This window comes from Winogradskyella poriferorum, from assembly GCF_050618035.1.
In the GTDB taxonomy this organism is placed as follows: domain Bacteria; phylum Bacteroidota; class Bacteroidia; order Flavobacteriales; family Flavobacteriaceae; genus Winogradskyella; species Winogradskyella poriferorum_A.
Window position 1 is genome coordinate 66,237 of sequence record NZ_JBODPY010000005.1, and the last position, 22,912, is coordinate 89,148.

Consider the following 22,912-nt stretch of genomic DNA (forward strand, 5'->3'; position numbering starts at 1 on the left):
ATAATGATTAAAAAATTAGTTGTCATATTTGGTTTCCTTTTCATTCTTCTTGGATGCAAACAAGAAGCTAGTTCTATAGATAAGATAGATTCTAGACCAACCAATGATCTTATTAATGAAACAAGCCCATATTTGTTACAACATGCGTACAACCCAGTGGATTGGAAGGCTTGGAATGCGGAGACCTTGGCAAAAGCAAAAGCAGAAAACAAACTTATTGTAATTTCAGTAGGATACTCAGCTTGTCATTGGTGTCACGTCATGGAAGAAGAGAGCTTTGAAAATGATTCTGTAGCAAAGTTGATGAATGAAAAGTTCATAAACATTAAGGTCGACCGCGAGGAGCGACCAGATGTAGATCAGGTTTATGTTAATGCTGTTACTTTAATGACAGGTAGTGCTGGTTGGCCATTAAATGTCATCGCATTACCAGATGGAAGACCTGTATTTGGCGGCACGTATTTTTCAAAGGACCAATGGTTAAAAGTATTAGAACAGACCTCATCACTTTACGATAAGGAACCTAGTGAGATGATAGCTTATGCGGATAGACTTACCGAAGGCGTAAAGCAGTCGGATTTAATTGAAGTCAAAAAGGAGACGAGTCCATATGAAGTTGCAAATTTAGTTGCTATAGTGGATAGTTTAAAGACGAACTTTGATCTTGATTTGGGAGGTTTAAAGAAAGCGCCAAAATTCCCGATGCCAAGCCATTTAAGTTTTGCTTTGCGTTATGCGCATCAATTAGATGATAAAGATCTAATGGCCTATGTTGAAACTACATTGAATAAAATGTCTTCCGGTGGTTTGTATGATCAATTAGCAGGCGGTTTTTCTAGATATTCAGTTGATGATAGATGGCACGTGCCACACTTTGAAAAGATGCTCTATGATAACGCTCAATTGGTGAGTTTATACGCAGAGGCCTTTCAATTAACTAACAATGAAGAATATAAGCGTATCATAATTGAAACACTAGATTTTATAGCTAAAGAAATGACATCTTCTGAAGGTACATTTTATTCCTCTATAGATGCAGATAGTGAAAACGCAGATGGAGAACTCGAAGAAGGTGTTTATTATACTTGGACAGAGGCCAAACTTCAAGAACTTCTCGCGGAAGATTATGCACTCTTTAAAAGCTATTACAATATTAACAGCAATGGTCTTTGGGAAAATGGACAATACGTACTTTTAATAACGCAATCTGATAAGGACTTTTTAAAAGCAAGCAACATTGCACAAGATGAACTAAATACCAAACTAAAAACTTGGAAGGCGCTGTTATTATCGGAAAGAGAAAAACGCAATAAACCACGATTAGACCAAAAAGCATTAACCTCATGGAATGCACTTATGATAAAAGCCTATATAGATGCTTATAAGGCTTTGGGTGACGAGAATTATCTGCAAGTTGCAAAGACTAATGCTTTATTCATAAAGGAAAAACAGATACAACCTAATGGGAGCTTATGGCATAGCTATAAAGATGGTGAAAGTACAATCCTAGGATTTGCAGAGGATTATGCACATGTTGTTAGCGCATATATTGATTTATATCAGGTAACTATGGATCGTTCTTGGCTCGACCTGGCTAAGACTTTGATGGATTATTCATTAGCAAATTTTCAGAATCCCGAAAATGGAATGTTCTATTTTACCTCTAATGAAAATTCAAATTTAATCGCTCGTAAGCTGGAAATCTATGACAATGTAATTCCTTCTTCAAATTCAGTTCAGGCGATCAACCTATTTAAACTTGGGCTTTATTTTTATGATAAGTCTTACTCAGAAATGGCCAATCAGATGTTAGCCAATATCAGTGAGGATATCGCTAGTGCACCTACAGCCTTTACAAATTGGTTAGAGCTATATCTAAATTATACCAAGCCGTTTTATGAGGTGGCCATCATTGGACCTGAGGCAGAAATGAAGTTAAAGGACTTGAATTCACATTATTTACCAAATATTATTGTTGCAGGATCAACTATTGATGATGAATTACCATTATTAATTAATAAATTTACAGAAGATAATACTTCGATTTACGTTTGTGTAAATGGTACATGTAAATTACCTGTTGCAGAAGTAGACGTGGCCCTTAATCAGATTAAAAGATAAATGTAACAGTCTAACCTTATTCATTAAGGCTTAGATTATTGAAACTAACAACTAACTAATGACCACATTAAAGGAATTAGCTAAGCTACTCAACATCTCTGTATCTACAGTTTCAAAGGCATTAAATGATAGCCATGAAATAAGTGAGCAGACTAAGATTAGAGTCCATGAGCTTGCAGAGAAACTCAACTACAAGCCCAATAGAATTGCACAGCAACTCAAAACAAACAAAACTAAGACCATTGGTGTAATTCTACCAACTGTAATAAATCCTTTTTTTGCAGAGGTATTGCATGGGCTAGAGAAAGCCGCTTCTAAGAATGATTATGATATTATAGTTTGTTTATCGGAAGAGAATGTAGAAAAAGAGGCCAGAAGTTTAGAACTATTATCGAGTGGGAGTGTTGATGGATTTATTATTGCTGTGGCAAGAGAAACTCAGGTAAAGGCAAAATGGGATCATATAGAATCGATAATAAATAGAAAAATTCCGGTATTGATGTTTGATCGGGTAATAAAGGACATCGTTTGTGATAAGGTTATTGTAGATGATTTTCAATCTGTATATGAAGCAACCAAATATCTTATTGAGCAAGAACATAGAAAAAATATTCTATTAATAAGCAATGTTGAAGAACTGAGTGTTGGTAAACTCCGAATGAAAGGCTACCAGCAGGCATTAGAGGAGCATAATCTGCCAAGTGATATCCTTAAATTAGATAATGAGCCAAAGGTAAATCAGGCTATGTACGATTATCTGAAAGCACATGATAAAATAGACGCTATTATCTCCAATGATCATGTTACTGGAATTGTAGCTATTAATATGGCAAGACGACTAGGGCGAAAGATTCCAGAGGATATTTCGGTAATTGGTTTTGGATATGAAAACACGCAAATTATATCTAGTCCAAAGATTTCCATTATTCATCAAAAAGCATTCGAGATTGGTGAAATGTCCATAAAACTACTCATTGAAAATCTGAACAGTGAAACGCATGAATTGCAAACTATTGTAGTACCAAGTGAGCTTAAACTAAGTGGGTCTACAAAAAAAGCCTGACCCTAAGATCAAGCTTCTTTATTAATTATGTTCTAGTAACTAGTTGCCTATAGAGCCTTTGGCTTTTTCAACGGCATCATTGCCAGCTTCCTTTACCTTATCTACGGCGTCGTTAGCAGCATCCTTAACGTCATCTGCCATGTCTTCTGCACCTTCTTTTACAGCATCTACAGCATCATTTGCTGCATCTTTAGCGCTATCTATTGCATCGTTAGTAGCATCAGTAGCTTCGTCTACGGCATCACTAGTGGCTTCTTTTGCATCCTCAACAGCATCTGCAGCTGAATCTACGGCATCATTCGCAGCCTCTGATGCATTTTCTACAGCATCTTCTGCCTTTTCTTTTGTTTCTCTACAAGAGTTTAAGGATAAACCAAGAGTAGCTACTAAAGCCAAGCTCATTACAATTCTTTTCATGTTAATAGTTTTAGTGTTTATTGTTATCCTACGAAAATAGTAATTTTAATGAAATTTTAACATTTTATTTACATTTTCTCTAGGCCTCAAGACTATTTACGAACGTAATCTAGTATTTGGTTTACGGCACCCTTATTATTTTCGATGAACTCCTTATTAATTTGTCCAGTATTTAAGCGTTCATCTTGGTTCTTAACAAATCTTTTAATGTGCGCGTCAAATTCTTCACTCGAATCAATAGAGATTACACCTTTCTTGTTTACAAGCGCCACAGCTTCTGGGAAATCTTGAAAATTCTTTCCTATAAGTATAGGTATTCCAAATACCGCTGGTTCTAAGATATTATGAAGTCCAGTGGTCCCAGCACCACCACCAACATAAGCAATATCTGCGTAGTTGTAGGCTTTAGATAGTAAACCTATTGTATCTAAAATGAAGACCTCACTTTGATTAATTGTTGGCTCAGCCATTTCCGTAAAACACGTGGTTTTAAGTTTAATCTGGTCTTTCAATGAATTGATATAGCTCGGTTTAATATTGTGTGGTGCAATGAGGTATTTTACGTTTTTAATGTTGCTATTGTTAATAAAATCAATAAAAAGCTTATCGTCTTCTGGCCAAGTACTACCAAATATTAAGCATAAGTTTTCGCCAATAAAATCTTCAATAAATTTTAATTCGTTATCTAGTTTCAATTGATTAGATACTCGATCAAATCTGGTGTCTCCCGAAACAGTCACTTTATCATATCCTAAAGTATTGAGTAATTTTTTAGAGTTTATATTTTGGGTGAAGATATGTTCGAAGGTAAAGAGTGCATTTTTCATGATGCTACCATACCATTTAAAATAATATTGGTTTTTACGGAATAGGGCCGAAATAAGTAGGGCTCTAATTTTTCGCTTTTTGATTTCTGATAATAAATTAGGCCAAATCTCGTACTTTACAAAGATGACGAGTTCGGGATTTACTACATCTATGAATTTTTTTGCGTTTTTACTCGTGTCAATGGGTAGATAAATTACCACATCAGCTAAATCTGTATTCTTTCTTACTTCGTAACCAGAAGGTGAAAAAAAACTGAGAACAATCTTGTGTGTAGGATAGAGTGCTTTTAGTTTTTCAAATATAGGAAGTCCCTGTTCATATTCTCCTAATGATGCACAATGAAACCAAAATGTTTTATCTGTAGGAAGAAGCGATTGCTTTAACTGAGCGAAGGTGTTTTTTCTGCCTTTTACACCCAGTTTTATTTTGGGATTAAATAAAGCTAAAACCTGTAAAACAAGATTAGCCACATAGATTCCTATGTTATAAAATAACTTCAAAAAGATAAATATTTATGCTAAAATACATTTCTTTCAATTAAATGCATTGGCTTAGCAGTTTCTATTTTGTATTTTCGCCAAAGTCCCTAAATGATTAACACATAAAGGAAGTTTTTAGAATGAAGAAAATCCAAATGGTTGACCTACAGAGTCAATATTCCAAGATTAAAGATGTTGTAAATCCTTCAATACAAGAAATACTTGAGAGTGCCGCATTTATAAATGGTCCTAAAGTTCATGAATTTCAGAAAAATTTAGAGGATTATTTAGGGGTAAAACATGTGATACCATGTGCTAATGGTACGGATGCATTACAAATTGCTATGATGGGTCTTGGTTTAAAACCAGGTGATGAAGTTATCACAGCTGATTTTACTTTTGCCGCTACTGTAGAGGTTATTGCACTATTGCAATTAACACCTGTTTTGGTCGATGTAGATCCAGTTACATTTAACATTGATACTGAAGCCATAAAGAAAGCTATAACACATAAGACTAAGGCAATAGTGCCTGTTCACTTATTTGGTTTGGCTGCTAATATGGAAGAGATTTTAGAGGTTGCCAAAGCGCATAATCTTTATGTTATTGAAGATAATGCCCAAGGTATCGGTGCTAATTACACATATAAAGATGGTTCAAAAGTTAAAACTGGAGTTATTGGAGATGTAGCGTCAACATCTTTCTTCCCATCAAAAAATCTTGGTTGTTATGGTGATGGAGGTGCAATTTTTACCAATGATGATGATCTAGCGCATACAATTAGAGGTATTGTTAATCATGGGATGTATAAACGTTACCATCATGATGTAGTTGGTGTTAATTCAAGACTTGATTCTATTCAGGCTGCGGTATTAGATGCCAAGCTGCCACATTTAGATGAATATAATAGAACACGCAGAAACACAGCACGAAAGTACAATGAGGCCTTAAAGAATCACCCAAACATAACTGTACCAAGTGGTAAAACAGAATGTGAAGGAATTTGTAGTTCTTGTGATTGTCATGTGTTTCATCAATATACATTAAACCTTAAGGGTATTGATAGAGATGGGTTAGTAGCGCATCTAAATAATAATGGAATACCATGTGGTGTCTACTATCCGATCCCATTACACTTACAAAAGGCATATGCAGATGAGCGCTATAATGAAGAGGATTTCGCAGTTACAAATGATCTTGTAAAAAATGTGATTTCTCTGCCAATGCATACAGAACTTGATGATGAACAAATCGAATTGATAACCACTACAGTTTTAAATTTTATAAATAATTCCAAATAATTTTTAATGAAAGTATTAGTTACAGGTGGCCTAGGATTTATAGGCTCGCATACCGTTGTCGAATTACAGAATAAGGGATATGACGTTGTAATCATAGATAACTTAAGTAATTCATCTGCCGAAGTTATCAATGGTATAGTTAAGATTACTGGTAAAATGCCAATATTCGTAAATTTGGATTTAAGAAATAAGCAACATGTAGATGGATTTTTCAATCAACATAAAGATATAGAGGGCGTTATTCATTTTGCTGCTAGCAAGGCCGTGGGTGAAAGTGTAAAAGATCCACTTCTATATTATGAGAATAATATTACTACACTTGTTTATATTCTTCAGCAACTAACTGAATTAAAGAGAAAGAATTTTATTTTTAGTTCTTCATGTACGGTATATGGACAAGCAGATAAATTACCAATTACAGAAGATGCACCTATAAAACTAGCGGAATCGCCTTATGGGAATACAAAACAGATTGGGGAGGAAGTCATTAAAGATACTTGCTGCGCATATAAAGATTTAAATGCTATCGCGCTAAGGTATTTTAATCCAATTGGTGCACATCCAAGTACTGAGATTGGCGAATTGCCAATAGGTGTACCACAAAATCTTGTGCCTTATATTACTCAAACAGCCATTGGACTTAGAGAGCAATTATCAGTTTTTGGTGATGATTATCCAACATCTGATGGGACTTGTGTTAGAGATTACATTCATGTAGTTGATGTTGCAAAGGCACATGTTATTGCTTTAGAGCGTTTAATGGAAAATAAAACAGTTTCTAATTTTGAAGTCTTTAATTTGGGGACAGGGAAGGGAAGTACTGTTCTTGAAGTAATTAATTCGTTTGAAAAAGTTTCTGGTCAGAAACTTAATTACAAAATTGTTGCCCGTAGAGAGGGTGATGTTACAGCGGCCTATGCCAATACCACCCATGCAAATGATGTGTTGGGGTGGAAAACAGAATTATCATTAGATGATGCTATGGCATCTGCTTGGAATTGGGAGAAAAAAATTAGAGGTTAAGAAAAGTTCAATATTAGGCTTCTACTTCGGCTTTTGTCTTTTTGGTAAAAACACCACTAAACAATAGCATTATCATTCCTGTAGTGACAGATAAATCTGCGACATTAAAAATCCCAGTTTTTATAGTATCTGTAATTCTAATAAAGAAAAAATCAGTAACCTGACCGTAGACAATTCTGTCAAAGACATTGGCAATGCCACCACCAACGATACAACAGAAAGCAATCAAACTCAAACGGTCTAACTCTTTTGTTTTTACAATATAGTAGATAACGTAGCCGAGGACTAAAGTAGGTAGTATAAGTAAGAAAATAAGTTTTAACGTAGGGTTCATGTCGCTTCCCATTCCAAGAAAGGCACCCTTATTTTCCACCCATATGAGTTGAAAATAATCTGTTATTAAGTCAATTTGTCCACGTACACCTTCTATCATATTAGATCTAACTATTGCCTTTGAAATCTGGTCAATGGCAATATTAAAGATGATTAATAGGGTTATAAAGAGGTTTCTATTCAAAACTTAGCAGGATTAGATATTTGATTCAAAATTTGCAGACGAAGTTTCAGCCTCTCTGTGAATTTTTCTAACTAATCCTTGTAAAACTTTTCCAGGTCCAACTTCAGTGAAATGCGAAGCACCGTCATTTACCATTTGCTGCACCGACTGCGTCCATCGTACAGGAGCAGTCAACTGAGAAATAAGATTAGCTTTTATTTCATTTTCGTCTGTTACTGCTGATGCAGTTACATTTTGATATATTGGGCAATTAGGTTTGTTAAAACTTGTGTTTTCAATGGCAGTAGCGAGCTCCTCTCTTGCAGGTTCCATCATTGGAGAATGAAAAGCACCACCAACAGGTAAGACCAAAGCGCGTCTTGCGCCTTCTTCTTTTAAAGTTTCACAAGCTTTGTTCACGGCGTCTATCTCTCCAGAGATCACTAATTGTCCTGGGCAATTATAATTTGCTGCAACAACAACCCCTTCTGTCATAGCACATACTTTTTCAACGATATCATCATCAAGCCCTAAAACAGCAGCCATTGTACTTGGTTGAATTTCACATGCTTTTTGCATAGCCTGAGCGCGCTGAGAAACTAATTTTAAGCCATCTTCAAAAGTTAAGGTTCCATTAGCCACTAAAGCAGAAAACTCTCCTAGAGAATGCCCAGCGACCATATCTGGTTTAAAAGTATCACCAAGTGTTTTTGCCAAAATCACCGAGTGTAGAAATATGGCAGGTTGGGTTACTTTGGTTTGTTTGAGATCTTCAGCAGAACCTTCAAACATTATATCTGTAATGTGAAATCCTAATATGTCATTCGCATTTTCAAATAATTCTTGGGCGAAAGGTGATTTTTCATAAAGATCAAGACCCATTCCAGAAAACTGTGCCCCTTGACCAGGAAATATATATGCATTCATAGAGTTATCAATTTAGTGATGCAAAAATATAAATATTTATTTTCTGATATAGGTAATAAATGAGAATGCGTATTTATGCTTCTCATCTGCATCATGAGTTACACGATTTATTTCTTTCCAGATGGATTTATCAACTTCAGGGAAGAAGGTGTCTGCATTTTCAAAAGTTGCATGTACTCGCGTTATTTCTAATTTATCTACAAGATCAAGCGATTGCTTATAAATTTCTCCACCTCCAATGATAAAAGGTTGCTCATCACCTTTTGAAGCATCGATAGCATCATTTAGGTTATTTACAATGATAACACCTTCTGGAGCTTTATAATCATCTTGTCTCGTAATAACGATGTGTGTTCTATTTGGGAGTGGTTTTGGGAAACTTTCGAAGGTTTTCCTACCCATAATAATATGGTGACCGTTTGTAAGTTGCTTAAAACGTTTAAGGTCATCACTTAAATGCCAAATTAAGTCATTGTCTTTCCCAATGGCATTATTTTCTCCAGCGGCCACAATAATGGTCAATTCTTGATCTTTCTTTGCGTTTGATTTTAATGCTTTGGATTTTGATTCGTTATAGGCTTGAGTCTGGGCAATTTTAGTTTCTTCCTTTAAAAAATCCTGCTTAAGTGCATCTATTCGCTTTTGTTGCTTATCAACAAGTTTGTCTAATTGAAGTTTTTCCCAATCCTTACCCATAAACTTGTTAGTTATAAACACATTTATAAAGTGGTAAACAAAAAGAAATAACCAAAACAGAATTGCAAAGACAAACCAGTTTATTCCAGCAATCGTAAAATCCTTTCCGATTCCTAAAACAGTATTGGCAATAATTAAAAATACTGCGCCGATTAAAAAAAGGACAAAATGTATATATAAACGCTTTTTTTGACGGATACGTTTTTGGGCGTATTCTATTAATTCTAGTTGTTCTTTATCTATTGTAGAAACCTGTTTTTTCTTTCCAAACATAAGTGTCATTTAAAGGTATAAAGATACCCATTTTTAACTAAAACGTTGTAGTGATTTTTAGCTGTCGTATCTCGGGTTTATTCGCAAACGATATAGTTGAAAATCAAGCGTTAAACCCTGTAAAACACATTAAGAATCTCATAAAATATGCGCTGTAAAATTGTCTAGTTTATCAAAAAGTAAAGGCTATTTTATTAAAATAATAATTCTTTAGTTATATGTGATATTAACTATTATTTCTGGATTTTTCTTTTATACTTTTGACCCATAATTAAATCTATCTATTATGGCAATTAAAAAGCAGTATTTAAAAAGTAAGCCAGTTTGTAAAGTGACATTTTCAGTTCCTGCAAAAGAGGCTAAAAATGTAGCAGTTGTTGGAAGCTTTAATGAGTGGAATACTGAAGCTACAGAATTAAAAAAATTGAAGAACGGTACCTTTAAAGGAACTGTAGATTTAGAAACTGAAAATTCGTATGAATTCAGATATGTTGTTGATGGAAATTATATCAATGATGAGCAAGCAGATTCTTATGCTTGGAATGACTTTGCAGCTGCAGAGAATGGGATTCTAAATCTGTAAGAAATTACAAATCATTTTAAAGGAGGTGTTTCTTTTTTTGAAGCACCTTTTTTATTGAAAATATATAGTCATTAGAAGGCTGAAAGGAACATCGACAGGTTTTCCGTTTTTAAGACCTGGTGATTTAAACTTTGGGAGTCTTTTTGCCAGCCTTATAGCTTCAATGGCGATAGCTCTATGATTAGCTTTTGCATTAACCTGTTCGACTTTCCCTTTTTTATTGATCACAAAATCTAATTGAAATTGAGTGGATTCCTCTGTTAAGAATACACTATTAGCCATTTGATAATCAAAACTTACCTTTAAAAAATCTTTGATTTTATCGTTAGAACACTTCTTAAGTTCTTCATTACTCAGATTTCTATCACAGCCTCTATATACCGGAAACCTTTCTGTTGTGTCAGTTTGACCAAATCCAATGACGTAGCAGAGAAAAGCAACCCAGAAAAATAAAATCTTCATCACAAGGTTAAACGGCAACAACTCCTTTAATGTGAGGATGCGGATTATAATCAACTAACGTAAAGTCTTCGAACTTAAAATCGAAGATGTCGTTCACTTCAGGATTTAAAATCATTTTTGGCAGTGGTCGAATATCTCTTGAAAGTTGAAGTTCTAACTGCTCAAGGTGATTGCTATAAATGTGCGCATCGCCAAAGGTGTGTATAAATTCACCTGGTTGGTAGCCACATACTTGTGCCATCATCAAGGTAAATAATGCATAAGACGCTATATTAAAAGGCACACCTAAAAAGATGTCCGCACTCCTTTGATATAACTGACACGACAATTTTCCATCTGCCACATAAAATTGGAAAAATGCATGACATGGTGGAAGCGCAGCTTTGCCATTAGCCACATTCTCAGAAAAAGATACTGATGTGTCTGGCATCACAGATGGATTCCAAGCAGACACAAGCATTCTTCGACTGTTTGGATTATTTTTTAGCGTGGTAATTACCTCTTTAATTTGATCTATGTCCTGATCTGCCCAATTGCGCCACTGATGACCATAAACCGGTCCTAAATCACCATTTTCATCAGCCCATTCATTCCAGATTCTTACACCATTTTCATTAAGGTAGTTAATGTTAGTGTCACCTTTTAGAAACCATAGTAATTCGTAAATGATAGACTTAAGATGAAGCTTCTTTGTAGTTACCATAGGAAACCCTTCATTTAAATCAAAACGCATTTGATATCCAAATACACTTTTAGTACCAGTGCCTGTTCGGTCACCTTTTTGGTTACCATGCTCTAATACATATTTTACGAGGTCGTGATATTGTTTCATACGCGGTTCCTTTGTGGCAATGAATGTCTTTTAATTGAACTTAAATTTTGTAGAATTTAATGCATACTGATGCTATGCAATTCAGAAATCGAAAATAAAAAAAAGCTTCAAATGTGTAACGTTGAAGCTTCTAATTCTATTAAAAGTTATTAACGATTTTAACCGATAATCATACCTGCTATTGTGGCTGATAAAAGTGATGCTAAAGTACCTCCAATAAGTGCTTTAATACCAAATTCAGAAAGTGTTTTTCTTTGGCCTGGTGCTAATGACCCTATGCCACCAATCTGAATACCAATGGAAGCAAAATTGGCAAATCCACAAAGCATGTACGTTGCCATAATAATCGATTTTTGGTATTTAAGGTGAAGGAGTCCTGCTGGATTTTTTAATTCTGCAAGTTGAATATAACCTACAAATTCACTTGCGGCCAATTTAATACCCAGTAACTGTCCCATCAGTGCAATATCCTCTTGAGCCACGCCAATAAGCCACATAAGTGGAGCAAATGTATAACCAAGGATAAATTCTAATGATAAAGATTCATAAGTTGTGTTACTAGCAATCCACGAGTTAAGGTTAGTAATGTCGCCAGTCCACCCTAGTATGCCGTTAATCATCGCTATAAAAGCCAAGAACACTAATAACATGGCACCAACGTTAACGGCTAGTTTTAATCCTTCTGTAGTACCATTGGCAATGGCATCTAAAATGTTAGAGCCTATTTTGTCTTGCGTAATTTTTACTTCTGAATTAATTTTTTCTTGTTGTGGGTATAATATTTTAGAGACAACTATGGCACCAGGTGCTGCCATAACAGATGCTGTTAAAAGATGCTTGGCATAAAACAAACGAAGTGCTTCATCAGAACCTCCTAAAAATCCAATGTAAGCGGCCAATACACCTCCTGCAACGGTTGCCATACCACCAATCATAACTAGCAGGATTTCAGATTTTGTCATCTTTTCGAGATAGGCTTTGATCATAAGTGGAGACTCCGTCTGACCAAGAAAAATATTACCTGCAACACTGAGACTCTCTGCCCCAGAAATTTGTAATAATTTAGTGAGTAGCCAAGCCATTGCTTTTACTACCTTTTGAATAACACCTAAATAGAAAAGTACAGATGTTAATGCGGAGAAAAAGATAATTGTAGGTAAAATTGAAACTGCAAATGTCAATAAGGAATCTGCAATTTCATTGGTGCTAAATGAGGCGAACAAAAACTTTGTACCTGCCATGGTGAAATCCAAAACACTAATAAATAAGCCACCAACCCATTCAAACGTCGCTTGAACAAAAGGAACTTTAAGTACACCAATGGCTAAAATAAGTTGTGCTAATAACCCAAACCCAACAGTTCGCCAATTTATAGCTTTCCTGTTCTTACTTAATAAATATGCAATAAGCAATAATACAATCATGCCTAAAGCACCACGCCAAAGGCTGGTCATTGTAAATCCTTGACTAGGTATAATATCATTAACAACTACTTTTTCCTCAACGCGAGTTTTATAGCTGTAGGTAATTTTGTTTTCTGTGAATACTAATGTAGAGTCTGTTAGCTCCTTTATTCTATAATGTCTAATGGTGTCTTTTGGAGTGTCATAATAAAGCATCAAGATGTTATTCTGATGCACATAGTCTCCATTGGCAATTAAATTATTTTTAGCCTGAAGTGAATAATTAAATCTACCATTATTAAGTACTAAGGTGTCTGATTCAATTGTGTCAAATAAAGACGTGCCAGTTTTATCTTTTATTGACTCGAATTGCCATGTTTTTTCAAGATTTTGGGCATTTATAAATGAAATCGAAATCAATAAAATAAATAGGACCTTGAAAAGTTTAGTCATTGAAAGTTGGATTAGTTAGCGTTTAGAAATCTCGTCGCGTAATTTTGCTGCCATTTCATAGTCTTCATTTTTAACAGCTTCAGCCAGTAGTTTTTTGAGTTCCTCTAGTGATTTATCTTTATACCCTTCTTTTTCAATGACAGCGGTTTCAATTTCCTCAGCAATAAGGTCGTCGACCAAAATACTGTCTTGGGCTTCGTCATCCTTTTTAGGATTAACTTTGAGATAAATCCCAGCTTTATCTAAGATGTTCTTATAGGTAAAAATAGGTGCTTGAAATCTAAGGGCTAATGCGATAGCATCACTAGTTCTAGCATCAATTATTTCTTCTATTTTGTCGCGCTCACAAATAAGGCTCGAATAGAATACACCATCAACCAATTTGTGAATGATGACCTGTTTTACAACAATATCAAAACGGTCTGCAAAATTTTTAAACAAATCATGGGTGAGAGGACGCGGTGGTCTAATTTCCTTTTCTAAAGCAATAGCTATAGATTGTGCTTCAAATGCACCAATTACAATTGGGAGCTTTCTGTCACCATCAACTTCATTCAATATGAGTGCATAGGCACCATTTTGAGTCTGGCTATAAGAAATACCTTTAATATTTAAACGTACTAAACTCATAAAGTATAAACACAAAGAACTGTTTAAATTTGGACTTTACCAACTGTAATTTACAGTTTTGTATAATTTTCTCTTTTTCTAATCTTGTAGATCTAGATAACTAAGAGAAAACCCAAATTTAAACAGTCCTTATGATAATACAAGGTAATAAAATTATGCGTTCTGTGCCTTAAACGCTTTTAATTTTTCTGTTAATACCGGGATCACTTCAAAAGCATCACCAACAACACCATAATCAGCTGCCTTAAAGAATGGTGCCTCTGGATCTGTATTAATTACAACCTTAACTTTCGATGAGTTAATACCTGCTAAATGCTGTATAGCTCCCGAAATACCAATTGCGATATAGAGATTAGACGCTACAGGTTTTCCAGTTTGGCCAACGTGTTCGCTATGTGGTCTCCAGCCAAGGTCTGAAACTGGTTTTGAGCATGCTGTTGCGGCACCTAGTACATCTGCTAAGTCTTCAACTAATGCCCAATTTTCTGGTCCTTTAAGACCACGTCCTCCAGATACTACAACTTCAGCATCTGCAATACTAACCTTATCTGTTGCTTTATCTACTGATTCTAGAGCTACACCAGATTCTGGTAAAGACGGAGAAAAGGCTTCAACCGATGCACTTCCGCCATTTTCAACCAACCCAAATGAGTTATTTGATAATCCAACAACCTTTACATCTGTGTTAATTTCCGTATTTGCAAAAGCTTTATTGGTGAAGGCTGTTCTTTTTACTGTAAATGGAGCGGTGCTTGATGGAGCTTCCACCGCATTAGAAACATAACCTGCCTCCAAGCCAACGGCTAAAATAGGTGCTAAATACTTACTATCTGCGCTTGAGCTTACAACAACAACATTAGCGTTTTCTTGTTTTGTAGCTTGCTCAATTACTGAAGCATATTTTTTGGCGTTAAAAGCATTTAAACTGTCGTCATTTACAGACAACACCTTTGTTGCGCCATAATTTCCTAAGCTTTCTGCATTTTCGGCATTGATGGCTACAGCGGTAACTGAAGTGCCCATTTGGTCTGCAATTGCTTTAGCATATGAAACAACTTCGAATGCCGCTTTTTTAAATTTTCCTTTTTCTGATTCTGTATATACGATTACTGACATTTTCTTTAATTTTTTAAATCACTTTAGCTTCGTTGTGAAGTAGGTTAACTAATTCATCTATATTATCTGCATCTACTAACTTAACTGCTCCTTTAGGTGCAGGTTTTTCAAAGCTTGTGGCTTTTGTTTCGTTATTGGCATCCACAGGGTCTAATACTGTTAATGGCTTTTTTCTAGCCATCATAATTCCTCTCATATTAGGAATTCTTAGGTCACTCTCCTCAACTAATCCTTTTTGACCACCAATAACCAATGGTAATGCTGTGGCAACAGTTTCTTTACCACCGTCGATTTCTCTTACAGCTTTAGCACTTGCGCCATCCACTTCTAAGCCTATACAGTTAGTAATGTAGTTTGCACCTGTCATTGTCGCTAACATTCCTGGTACCATACCACCATTATAATCTATCGATTCACGTCCAGCAATAACGAGGTCATAGCCACCATCAGCCACTACTTTTGCTAATTGCTTTGCAACAGCATAACCGTCTGTAGCTTCTGTATTGACTCTTATCGCTGCATCTGCTCCAATGGCCAAAGCCTTTCTCAAGGTTGGTTCTGTTTCAGGACCTCCAACATTTACAACATCAACACTAGCACCTTGCTTTTCTTTAAACCACATAGCACGTGTTAAACCAAATTCATCATTTGGATTAATTACAAATTGCACACCATTGGTGTCAAATTTGGTGTCTCCATCCGTAAAATTGATCTTCGATGTCGTGTCTGGTACATGACTAATACAGACTAAAATCTTCATATTTCTATATTATTTAGGTTTTTATTATTCAATTTATCCTTTACTAAAACGTTATAGTAAAAGAACATTTTTTTCTCAATTTTCTTAATGATAAAGGGCGATTGAAGCACTTTTTGACTGAGACTGCGAAGATAGATATTTTATTTCGAATATTTACTATGCACGCATAATAAATTTTCAAGAAATTTGGTTTATTTAATTTTTCATTTATTCCTATTTTTGCTATTCATTAAAAAATAGATAATGAAGACAATTCAATTTAGAGAAGCTGTTTGTGAGGCAATGAGTGAAGAAATGCGCCGTGATGAGAGTGTTTATCTAATGGGTGAAGAAGTAGCAGAATATAATGGTGCATACAAGGCATCAAAAGGAATGTTGGATGAATTTGGCCCAAAACGTGTTATAGATACTCCAATTGCGGAACTTGGATTTGCGGGAATCGCAATAGGATCTACTATGACTGGCAATCGTCCGATTGTAGAATATATGACCTTTAACTTCTCTTTGGTTGGAATTGATCAAATTATCAACAACGCTGCAAAAATTAGACAAATGTCTGGTGGACAATTTAAATGTCCAATTGTATTTCGAGGCCCTACGGCTTCTGCTGGTCAGTTAGCGGCAACGCATTCACAAGCATTTGAAAACTGGTTCGCAAATACACCTGGTTTAAAAGTTGTGGTGCCTTCTAATCCATATGATGCTAAAGGTTTATTAAAGTCCGCAATTAGAGACGATGATCCTGTAATCTTCATGGAAAGTGAACAAATGTATGGTGATAAAGGAGAGGTGCCAGAAGGTGAGTATACAATTCCGATTGGTGTTGCAGATATAAAGCGAGAAGGAACAGATGTAACGATTGTGTCATTCGGTAAAATTATTAAGGAAGCTTATAAAGCAGCAGATGCTTTAGCTGAAGAAGGCATTAGTTGTGAAATTATAGATTTACGTACGGTTAGACCAATGGATAGAAAAGCTATTGTTGAATCTGTAAAGAAAACAAACCGATTAGTTGTTTTAGAAGAAGCTTGGCCATTTGGAAATGTTGCCACTGAAATTACGTATCTCGTACAATCTGAAGCATTTGACTATTTAGATGCTCCAATTGTAAAAATAAACACAGCAGATACCCCTGCACCTTATTCACCTGTCTTATTAGAAGAATGGTTGCCTAATAGTAATGATGTTGTTAAGGCGGTGAAAAAAGTAATGTATAAGTAAATAAATCGCAGTTTTCTGCGTTGAATAGACTTCATTGATAATCGTTCAAAATTAAAGAGTCGATTATTAATGAAGTTTGTTTTTTTTAATATGAAGTTAAAACTACTTTCTACCTTATTTGTCCTTATTTCTACTTTGACTTTTGCTCAAACAAAAGTGAGCGGACACGTCTACGATGAGAATAATGAACCGGTAGCTTATGCCAACATTTTATTTAAAGGTTCTACAGAGGGAACAACTTCTAATGAAAATGGCAGATTTTATTTAGAGTCTGATGAGACTTGGGAAACATTAATCGTATCGTTTATAGGGTATGAGGTCCTTGAAATCCCATTAACAAAACGGGTTAATTTCGATTTAAAATTTATTCTTAAGGAGGAAGCGTCGTCTCTAGATGAGGTTGTAATTGTAACGGGTAAACAATCAAAAAAAGCATCGGAAAATCCCGCTATTGGGATACTCCAAAAAATTTGGGATCGTAAACGACAAAACGGTCTAAATCAATTTAAACAATACGAATACGATCAATACGAAAAGGTAGAGTTTGACCTTAATTCGATTGATAGTGCCTTGATAAAAAGTAAACTATTTAAAGGTATGGAGTTCGTATTTGAGGAAGTGGATACCTCGAGCGTTACGGGAAAAACCTATTTACCAATATTTCTTAATGAGTCTGTTAAGCATATTTCTGGAGATAATGTTATTAATAAAGAAAGGCAGGATCTTGTTGGAAATAAAAACAGTGGATTTAGTAATAATCAAGTTATTATTGACTTTATCGATGATCTTTATTCTGAGTATAATGTCTATAGTAATTACATTAAATTTTTTGATAAGAGTTTTGTAAGTCCAATTGGAAGATCTGGTGTTCAGACTTATAATTATGTACTGTCCGATAGTGCTTTTATTGATAATAAATGGTGCTATAATATTATTTACTATCCAAGACGAAAAAATGAGTTGACTTTTAAAGGGGACTTCTGGGTTAATGATACCACTTATGCGATTAAGGAGATTAATATGCAAGCCTCTAAAAGTGCCAATATCAACTGGGTCAAAGAAATATATATAGAACAAGAGTTTGAGGTTTTAAATGACTCGGTGTTTTTGATAAAGCGCGATTATTTTTTATCGGATTTTGCGTTTAATAAAAAGGAAAAATCAAGAGGTGTTTATGGTAAGCGAACCACCCTTTATGATAATTATAAATTCAATGAACCTAAAGATCCTAAGTACTATGATAAGGTTGTTTATAATTATGATGCTGATGTCTATAACAGAGATGAGGATTTTTGGGATAACAATAGATTAGAAGCTCTAAATAAAGATGAAAAAGGGGTTTACACTATGCTAGACACCTTGAAGACGGTTAAGAAGTTTAAACGCTTATACAATTTAGGGAGTATTTTGGCCTCAGGATATGTAGAGTTTCCAAGTATTAATTTTGATTATGGCCCTATTTTCTCAACTTTAGGTTTCAACGATGTTGAAGGATTACGGATTAGAACTGGAGGACGTACGTATTTCGGAACAAACGATTTATGGCGCTTAGAAGGGTTTCTTGCTTATGGCTTCCGAGATAATAAGTTTAAGCATGGCATATCTGGGAAATGGTTACTTGATAAAAAGAGTAGATTTACGGTTTTTGGAGGTCATCGACGCGATATTGAACAGATCGGAGCAAGTCTAACAAGTTCTACTGATGTGCTAGGACGAAGTCTAGCTTCAAATGCTGTCTTTACAGCAGGTGCAAACGATAAATTGTCTAATATTAATCTGACTAATTTTGGAATTGCGCTTGAGCCCTTTCGTAATCTTGAAGTCCGTTGGGACGGTAGTTTTAGGCGTATAAGTAGCGCTTCACCAACCTTCAGTTTGGACTATAATGACCCAAGCTCATCAACAGGTATATCATCAGAAGTTTATCAGTTTGAAAGTCGTTTTTCTCTTGGATATTTTCCTCAACGTCAAATGACTGGATTTGGTGTAGAGCGAAAGGAGAAGAATGACAATTTTGCGCGCTTATTTGCGCAGGTGACACGTGGTGACAGTGACTGGTTTAATAGTGATTTTAATTACACCAAGCTACAATTCTCTTATATACAGCCTTGGCAAATTGGAGGATTTGGTCGTTTAGTGAGCTCTGTAGAAATGGGGAAGACGTTTGGTGAAGTGCCTTTAGCTTTGCTCAGTGTAGTGCCAGGGAATCAGACCTATTTCTCTATTTACAACACATTCCCTCAATTGGACTTCTATGAATTTGTAACTGATACATATACCTCATTACATTTAGAACATAATTTTAATGGACGTTTATTTTCACGAATTCCATTTTTAAAGAAATATAATTTGAGAGCAATAGTCGCTTTACGAGGTGTTTGGGGAGAATTATCTGATGAAAATATTGCTTTAAGTACCACAGGAAATCCATTAGAGTTCCCATTAATAGCGCCAGATTCTCAGGTCTATTATGAGTATAGTGTTGGAATAGCTAATATTTTTAAGATACTGCGAATCGATTTCAACTTTAGAGGTAATTATTTGGATACACCAGATGCAAGACGATTTGGTGTTACCGGAAGTTTTGGTTTTTTCTTTTAGCCAATCAAATTATTTCAAATCGCATACATAGTTTGTCGAATTTCTTAGGTAGAATAGGCATCATGTCTTATATTTGCGGCCCTAAAAATAATTAGTGCTCCTCATTAGCATAACTTAAAAGACCTATTTAAATGAAAGATAAAAAGAAAATTACCTTCGATGTCTTAATCGAAATTCCAAAAGGTAGTAGAAATAAATACGAGTACGATTTTGCACTGAACAAAATAAGGTTCGATAGAACTTTATTTTCGTCAATGATGTATCCTGGTGATTATGGGTTTGTTCCAGAGACCTTAGCTTTGGATCAAGATCCTCTAGATGTATTGGTGCTTTCTACAGAACCTTCTTACCCAATGGTAGTTATGGAAGTACGTCCAATTGGTGTATTTCACATGACTGACGAAAAGGGACCAGATGAAAAAATCATTTGTGTGCCCGTGTCAGATCCTGTATGGAGTAAACGCTCGGATATCAGTGATTTAAATCCTCATCGTTTAAGAGAAATCGAGCATTTCTTTCAAGTATACAAAGATTTAGAAGAGAAGAAAGTAGATGTTGGTGGCTGGGGCAACGCAGAAGAAGCACGAAAGATATATTTAAAATGTGTTGAGCGTTACGATGAGAGCGAACACAAAAAGAAACGCACATTTACTATTTAGATAATAGAAGACATACCTTAAAAGCATTAAAATCAAAGCTATCTTTAATTAAAGGTAGCTTTTTTTATCACGTATATTTTTCTATTTTTGGCAGCGTTAAAAACTAGTAACTAACTAACACATATTAATATGGATATTTTAATTAAAGCGCTTCCAGCTTTTGGTGTTTTAGGTTTATTGTTTGTATTCGTAAAGAGTGCATGGGTAAATAAGCAAGACCAAGGAACGGATAAAATGAAAAGAATTGCTAAGAACATTGCCGATGGTGCGATGTCTTTCCTTAAAGCTGAATACAAAATACTTGCAATTTTTGTGGCAGCTGTAGCAGTTTTACTTTACTTTAAAGGTAGTAATGAAGAAGGATCTAACGGTGTTGTTGCCGTATCTTTTATCATTGGTGCTATTTGTTCTGCCCTAGCAGGTTTCATTGGTATGAAGGTAGCAACAAAAGCTAATGTAAGAACAACAAGTGCTGCCAGAACTTCATTAGGTAAAGCATTAGAAGTTGCGTTTGCAGGTGGAGCAGTAATGGGTCTTGGTGTTGTTGGACTTGGTGTTTTAGGTCTTAGTGGTCTATTTATGATTTATAGTGAAATGGGCTGGGGAATCAATGAAGTATTAAATGTATTGTCTGGATTCTCTTTAGGTGCATCGTCTATAGCACTATTTGCACGTGTTGGTGGTGGTATCTACACAAAAGCAGCAGATGTTGGTGCTGACCTCGTTGGTAAGGTTGAAGCTGGTATCCCAGAAGATCACCCATTAAACCCAGCAACTATTGCTGATAACGTAGGTGACAATGTAGGTGATGTTGCAGGTATGGGAGCTGATTTATTTGAATCTTATGTAGGTTCTATAATTGGTACTATGGTATTAGGTGCTTTTATTGTTACACCAGACTATAATGGATTAGGTGCTGTATACTTGCCATTAGTATTAGCAGCTGTAGGAATTGTTATGTCTATTATCGGTACCTTCTTTGTAAGAGTAAAAGACGGAGGAAACCCACAAACAGCATTAAATATTGGTGAGTTTGGATCTGCAGGTTTAATGCTTGTTGCATCATATTTCTTAATTAATGCATTAATACCAGAAACAGTTGAAGGATTACCTAATGGATCACTTGGAGTTTTCATTGCAGTGATTGCGGGTCTTATTGCTGGTTTAGCTGTAGGTAAAGTAACAGAATATTATACAGGTACTGGTACGAAGCCAGTAAATTCTATTGTTAAGCAATCTGAAACAGGTAGCGCAACAAATATTATTGCAGGTTTAGGAGTTGGAATGATGTCTACAATGATTCCTATTCTATTAATTGCTGCTGCAATCTTAGTGTCTCACCACTATGCTGGCTTATATGGTATAGCTATTGCTGCAGTTGGTATGCTTGCAAATACTGGTATTCAGTTAGCAGTAGATGCTTATGGTCCAATTTCTGATAATGCAGGTGGTATTGCTGAAATGGCTGAATTACCAAGTGAAGTAAGAGAACGTACTGATAAATTAGATGCAGTAGGTAACACAACAGCAGCGATTGGTAAAGGATTTGCGATTGCTTCTGCTGCGTTAACAGCATTAGCATTATTTGCAGCTTTTATGAAGACTGCAGGTGTAACTGCTATTGATGTGTCTAAACCAACTGTAATGGCAGGTCTTTTAGTTGGTGGTATGTTACCATTTGTTTTCTCTGCACTTTCTATGAATGCCGTAGGTAGAGCTGCGATGGCAATGATTGAAGAAGTTAGACGTCAGTTTAGAGATATTCCAAAATTAAAAGCAGCTTTAGAAGTTATGAGAGCTGTTGATTCTGATATGTCTAAAGCAACAGAAGCACAAAGAGCAACTTTTGATGAGGCTGATGGTGTAGCAGAATATGATAAGTGTGTTGAAATTTCAACTACGGCTTCTATTAAAGAAATGGTATTACCAGGATTATTAGCAATTGCTGTTCCTGTAGCTGTTGGATTAATCGGTGGTGCAGAAATGTTAGGAGGCCTTTTAGCAGGTGTTACAACTTGTGGTGTATTAATGGCGATTTTCCAATCTAACGCAGGTGGTGCATGGGATAATGCTAAGAAGATGATTGAAGAACAAGGAAGAAAAGGTACTGACGCTCACAAAGCTGCAGTAGTTGGAGATACAGTAGGTGATCCATTTAAAGATACTTCTGGACCATCATTAAATATTTTATTAAAATTAATGTCTGTTGTTGCTTTAGTAATAGCGCCAAGTATTGCAATGTCTGCTGACGACGTAACTGCTTACGCTGAACAGACTGTTGAAAAAACTGAAATCTCAAAAGAGATTAAGGTAGATATGAATGCAAATGAAGATGGTACAGTAAAAGCTATTGTGACAACTACAACGAATGAAAACGGTAACGTCATTACAGAAGAAAAAGTTTTTGAAGGTACAGAAGCTGAAGTTAAAGCAGAAATTGAAGCTTTAAAAGATGTTGATGTAGAAATCAAAAAAGGGAAAAAAGTAGTTAAAGAAGTTATTGAAGAAGTTAACAGCTAATTTTCCATAACATATTAAATAAAAAAAACCACGCTAACTAGCGTGGTT

Annotated in this window: 20 protein-coding genes; 9 read left to right on the plus strand and 11 right to left on the minus strand. The window is 35.4% G+C overall.

Annotation, left to right across the window (positions count from 1 at the left end; translation table 11 throughout):
• Positions 1-3: 3 nt before the first annotated feature.
• Together ACRHOC_RS12165 and ACRHOC_RS12170 are read left to right on the plus strand one after the other, a co-directional pair.
• On the plus strand, positions 4-2,121 hold the full coding sequence (locus ACRHOC_RS12165) for a thioredoxin domain-containing protein (RefSeq protein WP_431158920.1): 2,118 nt from the start codon (positions 4-6) through the stop codon (positions 2,119-2,121).
• Positions 2,122-2,179: 58 nt separating this feature from the next.
• Positions 2,180-3,184 carry a LacI family DNA-binding transcriptional regulator gene (locus ACRHOC_RS12170; RefSeq protein ID WP_431158921.1) on the plus strand — a complete coding sequence of 335 codons (1,005 nt, stop codon included), beginning with the start codon at positions 2,180-2,182 and terminating at the stop codon, positions 3,182-3,184.
• A 39-nt stretch (positions 3,185-3,223) separates the two neighbouring features.
• On the opposite strand, the gene ACRHOC_RS12175 is transcribed toward ACRHOC_RS12170, so the two are convergent.
• Positions 3,224-3,601, minus strand: coding sequence for a hypothetical protein (locus tag ACRHOC_RS12175; RefSeq protein ID WP_431158922.1), 378 nt, complete (start codon positions 3,599-3,601; stop codon positions 3,224-3,226).
• A gap of 92 nt (positions 3,602-3,693) precedes the next feature.
• Positions 3,694-4,929 carry a 3-deoxy-D-manno-octulosonic acid transferase gene (locus ACRHOC_RS12180; protein ID WP_431158923.1) on the minus strand — a complete coding sequence of 412 codons (1,236 nt, stop codon included), beginning with the start codon at positions 4,927-4,929 and terminating at the stop codon, positions 3,694-3,696.
• Positions 4,930-5,048: 119 nt separating this feature from the next.
• On the opposite strand from ACRHOC_RS12180, the gene ACRHOC_RS12185 reads away from it, so the two are divergent.
• Both ACRHOC_RS12185 and galE read left to right on the plus strand, forming a co-directional pair.
• A complete protein-coding gene (locus ACRHOC_RS12185; RefSeq protein ID WP_431158924.1) occupies positions 5,049-6,209 on the plus strand; it encodes a DegT/DnrJ/EryC1/StrS family aminotransferase in 1,161 nt (386 codons plus the stop codon).
• A gap of 6 nt (positions 6,210-6,215) precedes the next feature.
• Positions 6,216-7,232, plus strand: coding sequence for a UDP-glucose 4-epimerase GalE (galE, locus tag ACRHOC_RS12190; RefSeq protein WP_431158925.1), 1,017 nt, complete (start codon positions 6,216-6,218; stop codon positions 7,230-7,232).
• Between the two features lie 13 nt (positions 7,233-7,245).
• Here galE and lspA read toward each other — a convergent pair whose 3' ends face one another.
• The 3 genes from lspA to ACRHOC_RS12205 are packed head-to-tail and all read right to left on the minus strand — an operon-like array spanning position 7,246 to position 9,624.
• Entirely contained in the window at positions 7,246-7,749 is a 504-nt protein-coding gene (lspA, locus tag ACRHOC_RS12195; RefSeq protein ID WP_431158926.1) for a signal peptidase II, read from the minus strand.
• A 12-nt stretch (positions 7,750-7,761) separates the two neighbouring features.
• Positions 7,762-8,655: an ACP S-malonyltransferase gene (gene fabD / locus ACRHOC_RS12200; protein ID WP_431158927.1), complete on the minus strand. Its 894-nt coding sequence runs from the start codon at positions 8,653-8,655 to the stop codon at positions 7,762-7,764.
• 36 nt (positions 8,656-8,691) lie between these two features.
• Positions 8,692-9,624: a dihydrofolate reductase gene (locus tag ACRHOC_RS12205; RefSeq protein ID WP_431158928.1), complete on the minus strand. Its 933-nt coding sequence runs from the start codon at positions 9,622-9,624 to the stop codon at positions 8,692-8,694.
• 286 nt (positions 9,625-9,910) lie between these two features.
• On the opposite strand from ACRHOC_RS12205, the gene ACRHOC_RS12210 reads away from it, so the two are divergent.
• Positions 9,911-10,207, plus strand: coding sequence for an isoamylase early set domain-containing protein (locus ACRHOC_RS12210; protein ID WP_431158929.1), 297 nt, complete (start codon positions 9,911-9,913; stop codon positions 10,205-10,207).
• A 51-nt stretch (positions 10,208-10,258) separates the two neighbouring features.
• Here ACRHOC_RS12210 and ACRHOC_RS12215 read toward each other — a convergent pair whose 3' ends face one another.
• From ACRHOC_RS12215 to ACRHOC_RS12240, 6 genes are all read right to left on the minus strand, one after another.
• On the minus strand, positions 10,259-10,669 hold the full coding sequence (locus tag ACRHOC_RS12215; protein ID WP_431158930.1) for a hypothetical protein: 411 nt from the start codon (positions 10,667-10,669) through the stop codon (positions 10,259-10,261).
• 7 nt (positions 10,670-10,676) lie between these two features.
• Positions 10,677-11,501 (minus strand): thymidylate synthase, encoded by an 825-nt coding sequence (locus ACRHOC_RS12220; RefSeq protein ID WP_431158931.1) that lies wholly within the window; start codon positions 11,499-11,501, stop codon positions 10,677-10,679.
• 158 nt (positions 11,502-11,659) lie between these two features.
• Positions 11,660-13,357, minus strand: a complete 1,698-nt coding sequence (locus ACRHOC_RS12225) for a nucleoside transporter C-terminal domain-containing protein (protein ID WP_431158932.1) — start codon at positions 13,355-13,357, stop codon at positions 11,660-11,662.
• A gap of 15 nt (positions 13,358-13,372) precedes the next feature.
• Complete coding sequence (locus ACRHOC_RS12230) at positions 13,373-13,987, minus strand: bifunctional nuclease domain-containing protein (protein ID WP_431158933.1); 615 nt, start codon at positions 13,985-13,987, stop codon at positions 13,373-13,375.
• Between the two features lie 153 nt (positions 13,988-14,140).
• A complete protein-coding gene (locus ACRHOC_RS12235; protein ID WP_431158934.1) occupies positions 14,141-15,103 on the minus strand; it encodes an electron transfer flavoprotein subunit alpha/FixB family protein in 963 nt (320 codons plus the stop codon).
• A gap of 13 nt (positions 15,104-15,116) precedes the next feature.
• Complete coding sequence (locus tag ACRHOC_RS12240) at positions 15,117-15,863, minus strand: electron transfer flavoprotein subunit beta/FixA family protein (protein WP_431158935.1); 747 nt, start codon at positions 15,861-15,863, stop codon at positions 15,117-15,119.
• A gap of 243 nt (positions 15,864-16,106) precedes the next feature.
• Here ACRHOC_RS12240 and ACRHOC_RS12245 point away from each other — a divergent pair, with 243 nt between their 5' ends.
• The 4 genes from ACRHOC_RS12245 (at position 16,107) to ACRHOC_RS12260 (ending at position 22,864) form a co-directional block, all read left to right on the plus strand.
• Complete coding sequence (locus ACRHOC_RS12245; RefSeq protein WP_431158936.1) at positions 16,107-17,084, plus strand: pyruvate dehydrogenase complex E1 component subunit beta; 978 nt, start codon at positions 16,107-16,109, stop codon at positions 17,082-17,084.
• Between the two features lie 90 nt (positions 17,085-17,174).
• On the plus strand, positions 17,175-19,685 hold the full coding sequence (locus ACRHOC_RS12250) for a DUF5686 family protein (protein WP_431158937.1): 2,511 nt from the start codon (positions 17,175-17,177) through the stop codon (positions 19,683-19,685).
• A 131-nt stretch (positions 19,686-19,816) separates the two neighbouring features.
• Entirely contained in the window at positions 19,817-20,344 is a 528-nt protein-coding gene (locus tag ACRHOC_RS12255) for an inorganic diphosphatase (protein WP_431158938.1), read from the plus strand.
• A gap of 129 nt (positions 20,345-20,473) precedes the next feature.
• Positions 20,474-22,864: a sodium-translocating pyrophosphatase gene (locus ACRHOC_RS12260; RefSeq protein ID WP_431158939.1), complete on the plus strand. Its 2,391-nt coding sequence runs from the start codon at positions 20,474-20,476 to the stop codon at positions 22,862-22,864.
• The last annotated feature ends 48 nt before the right edge of the window (positions 22,865-22,912 follow it).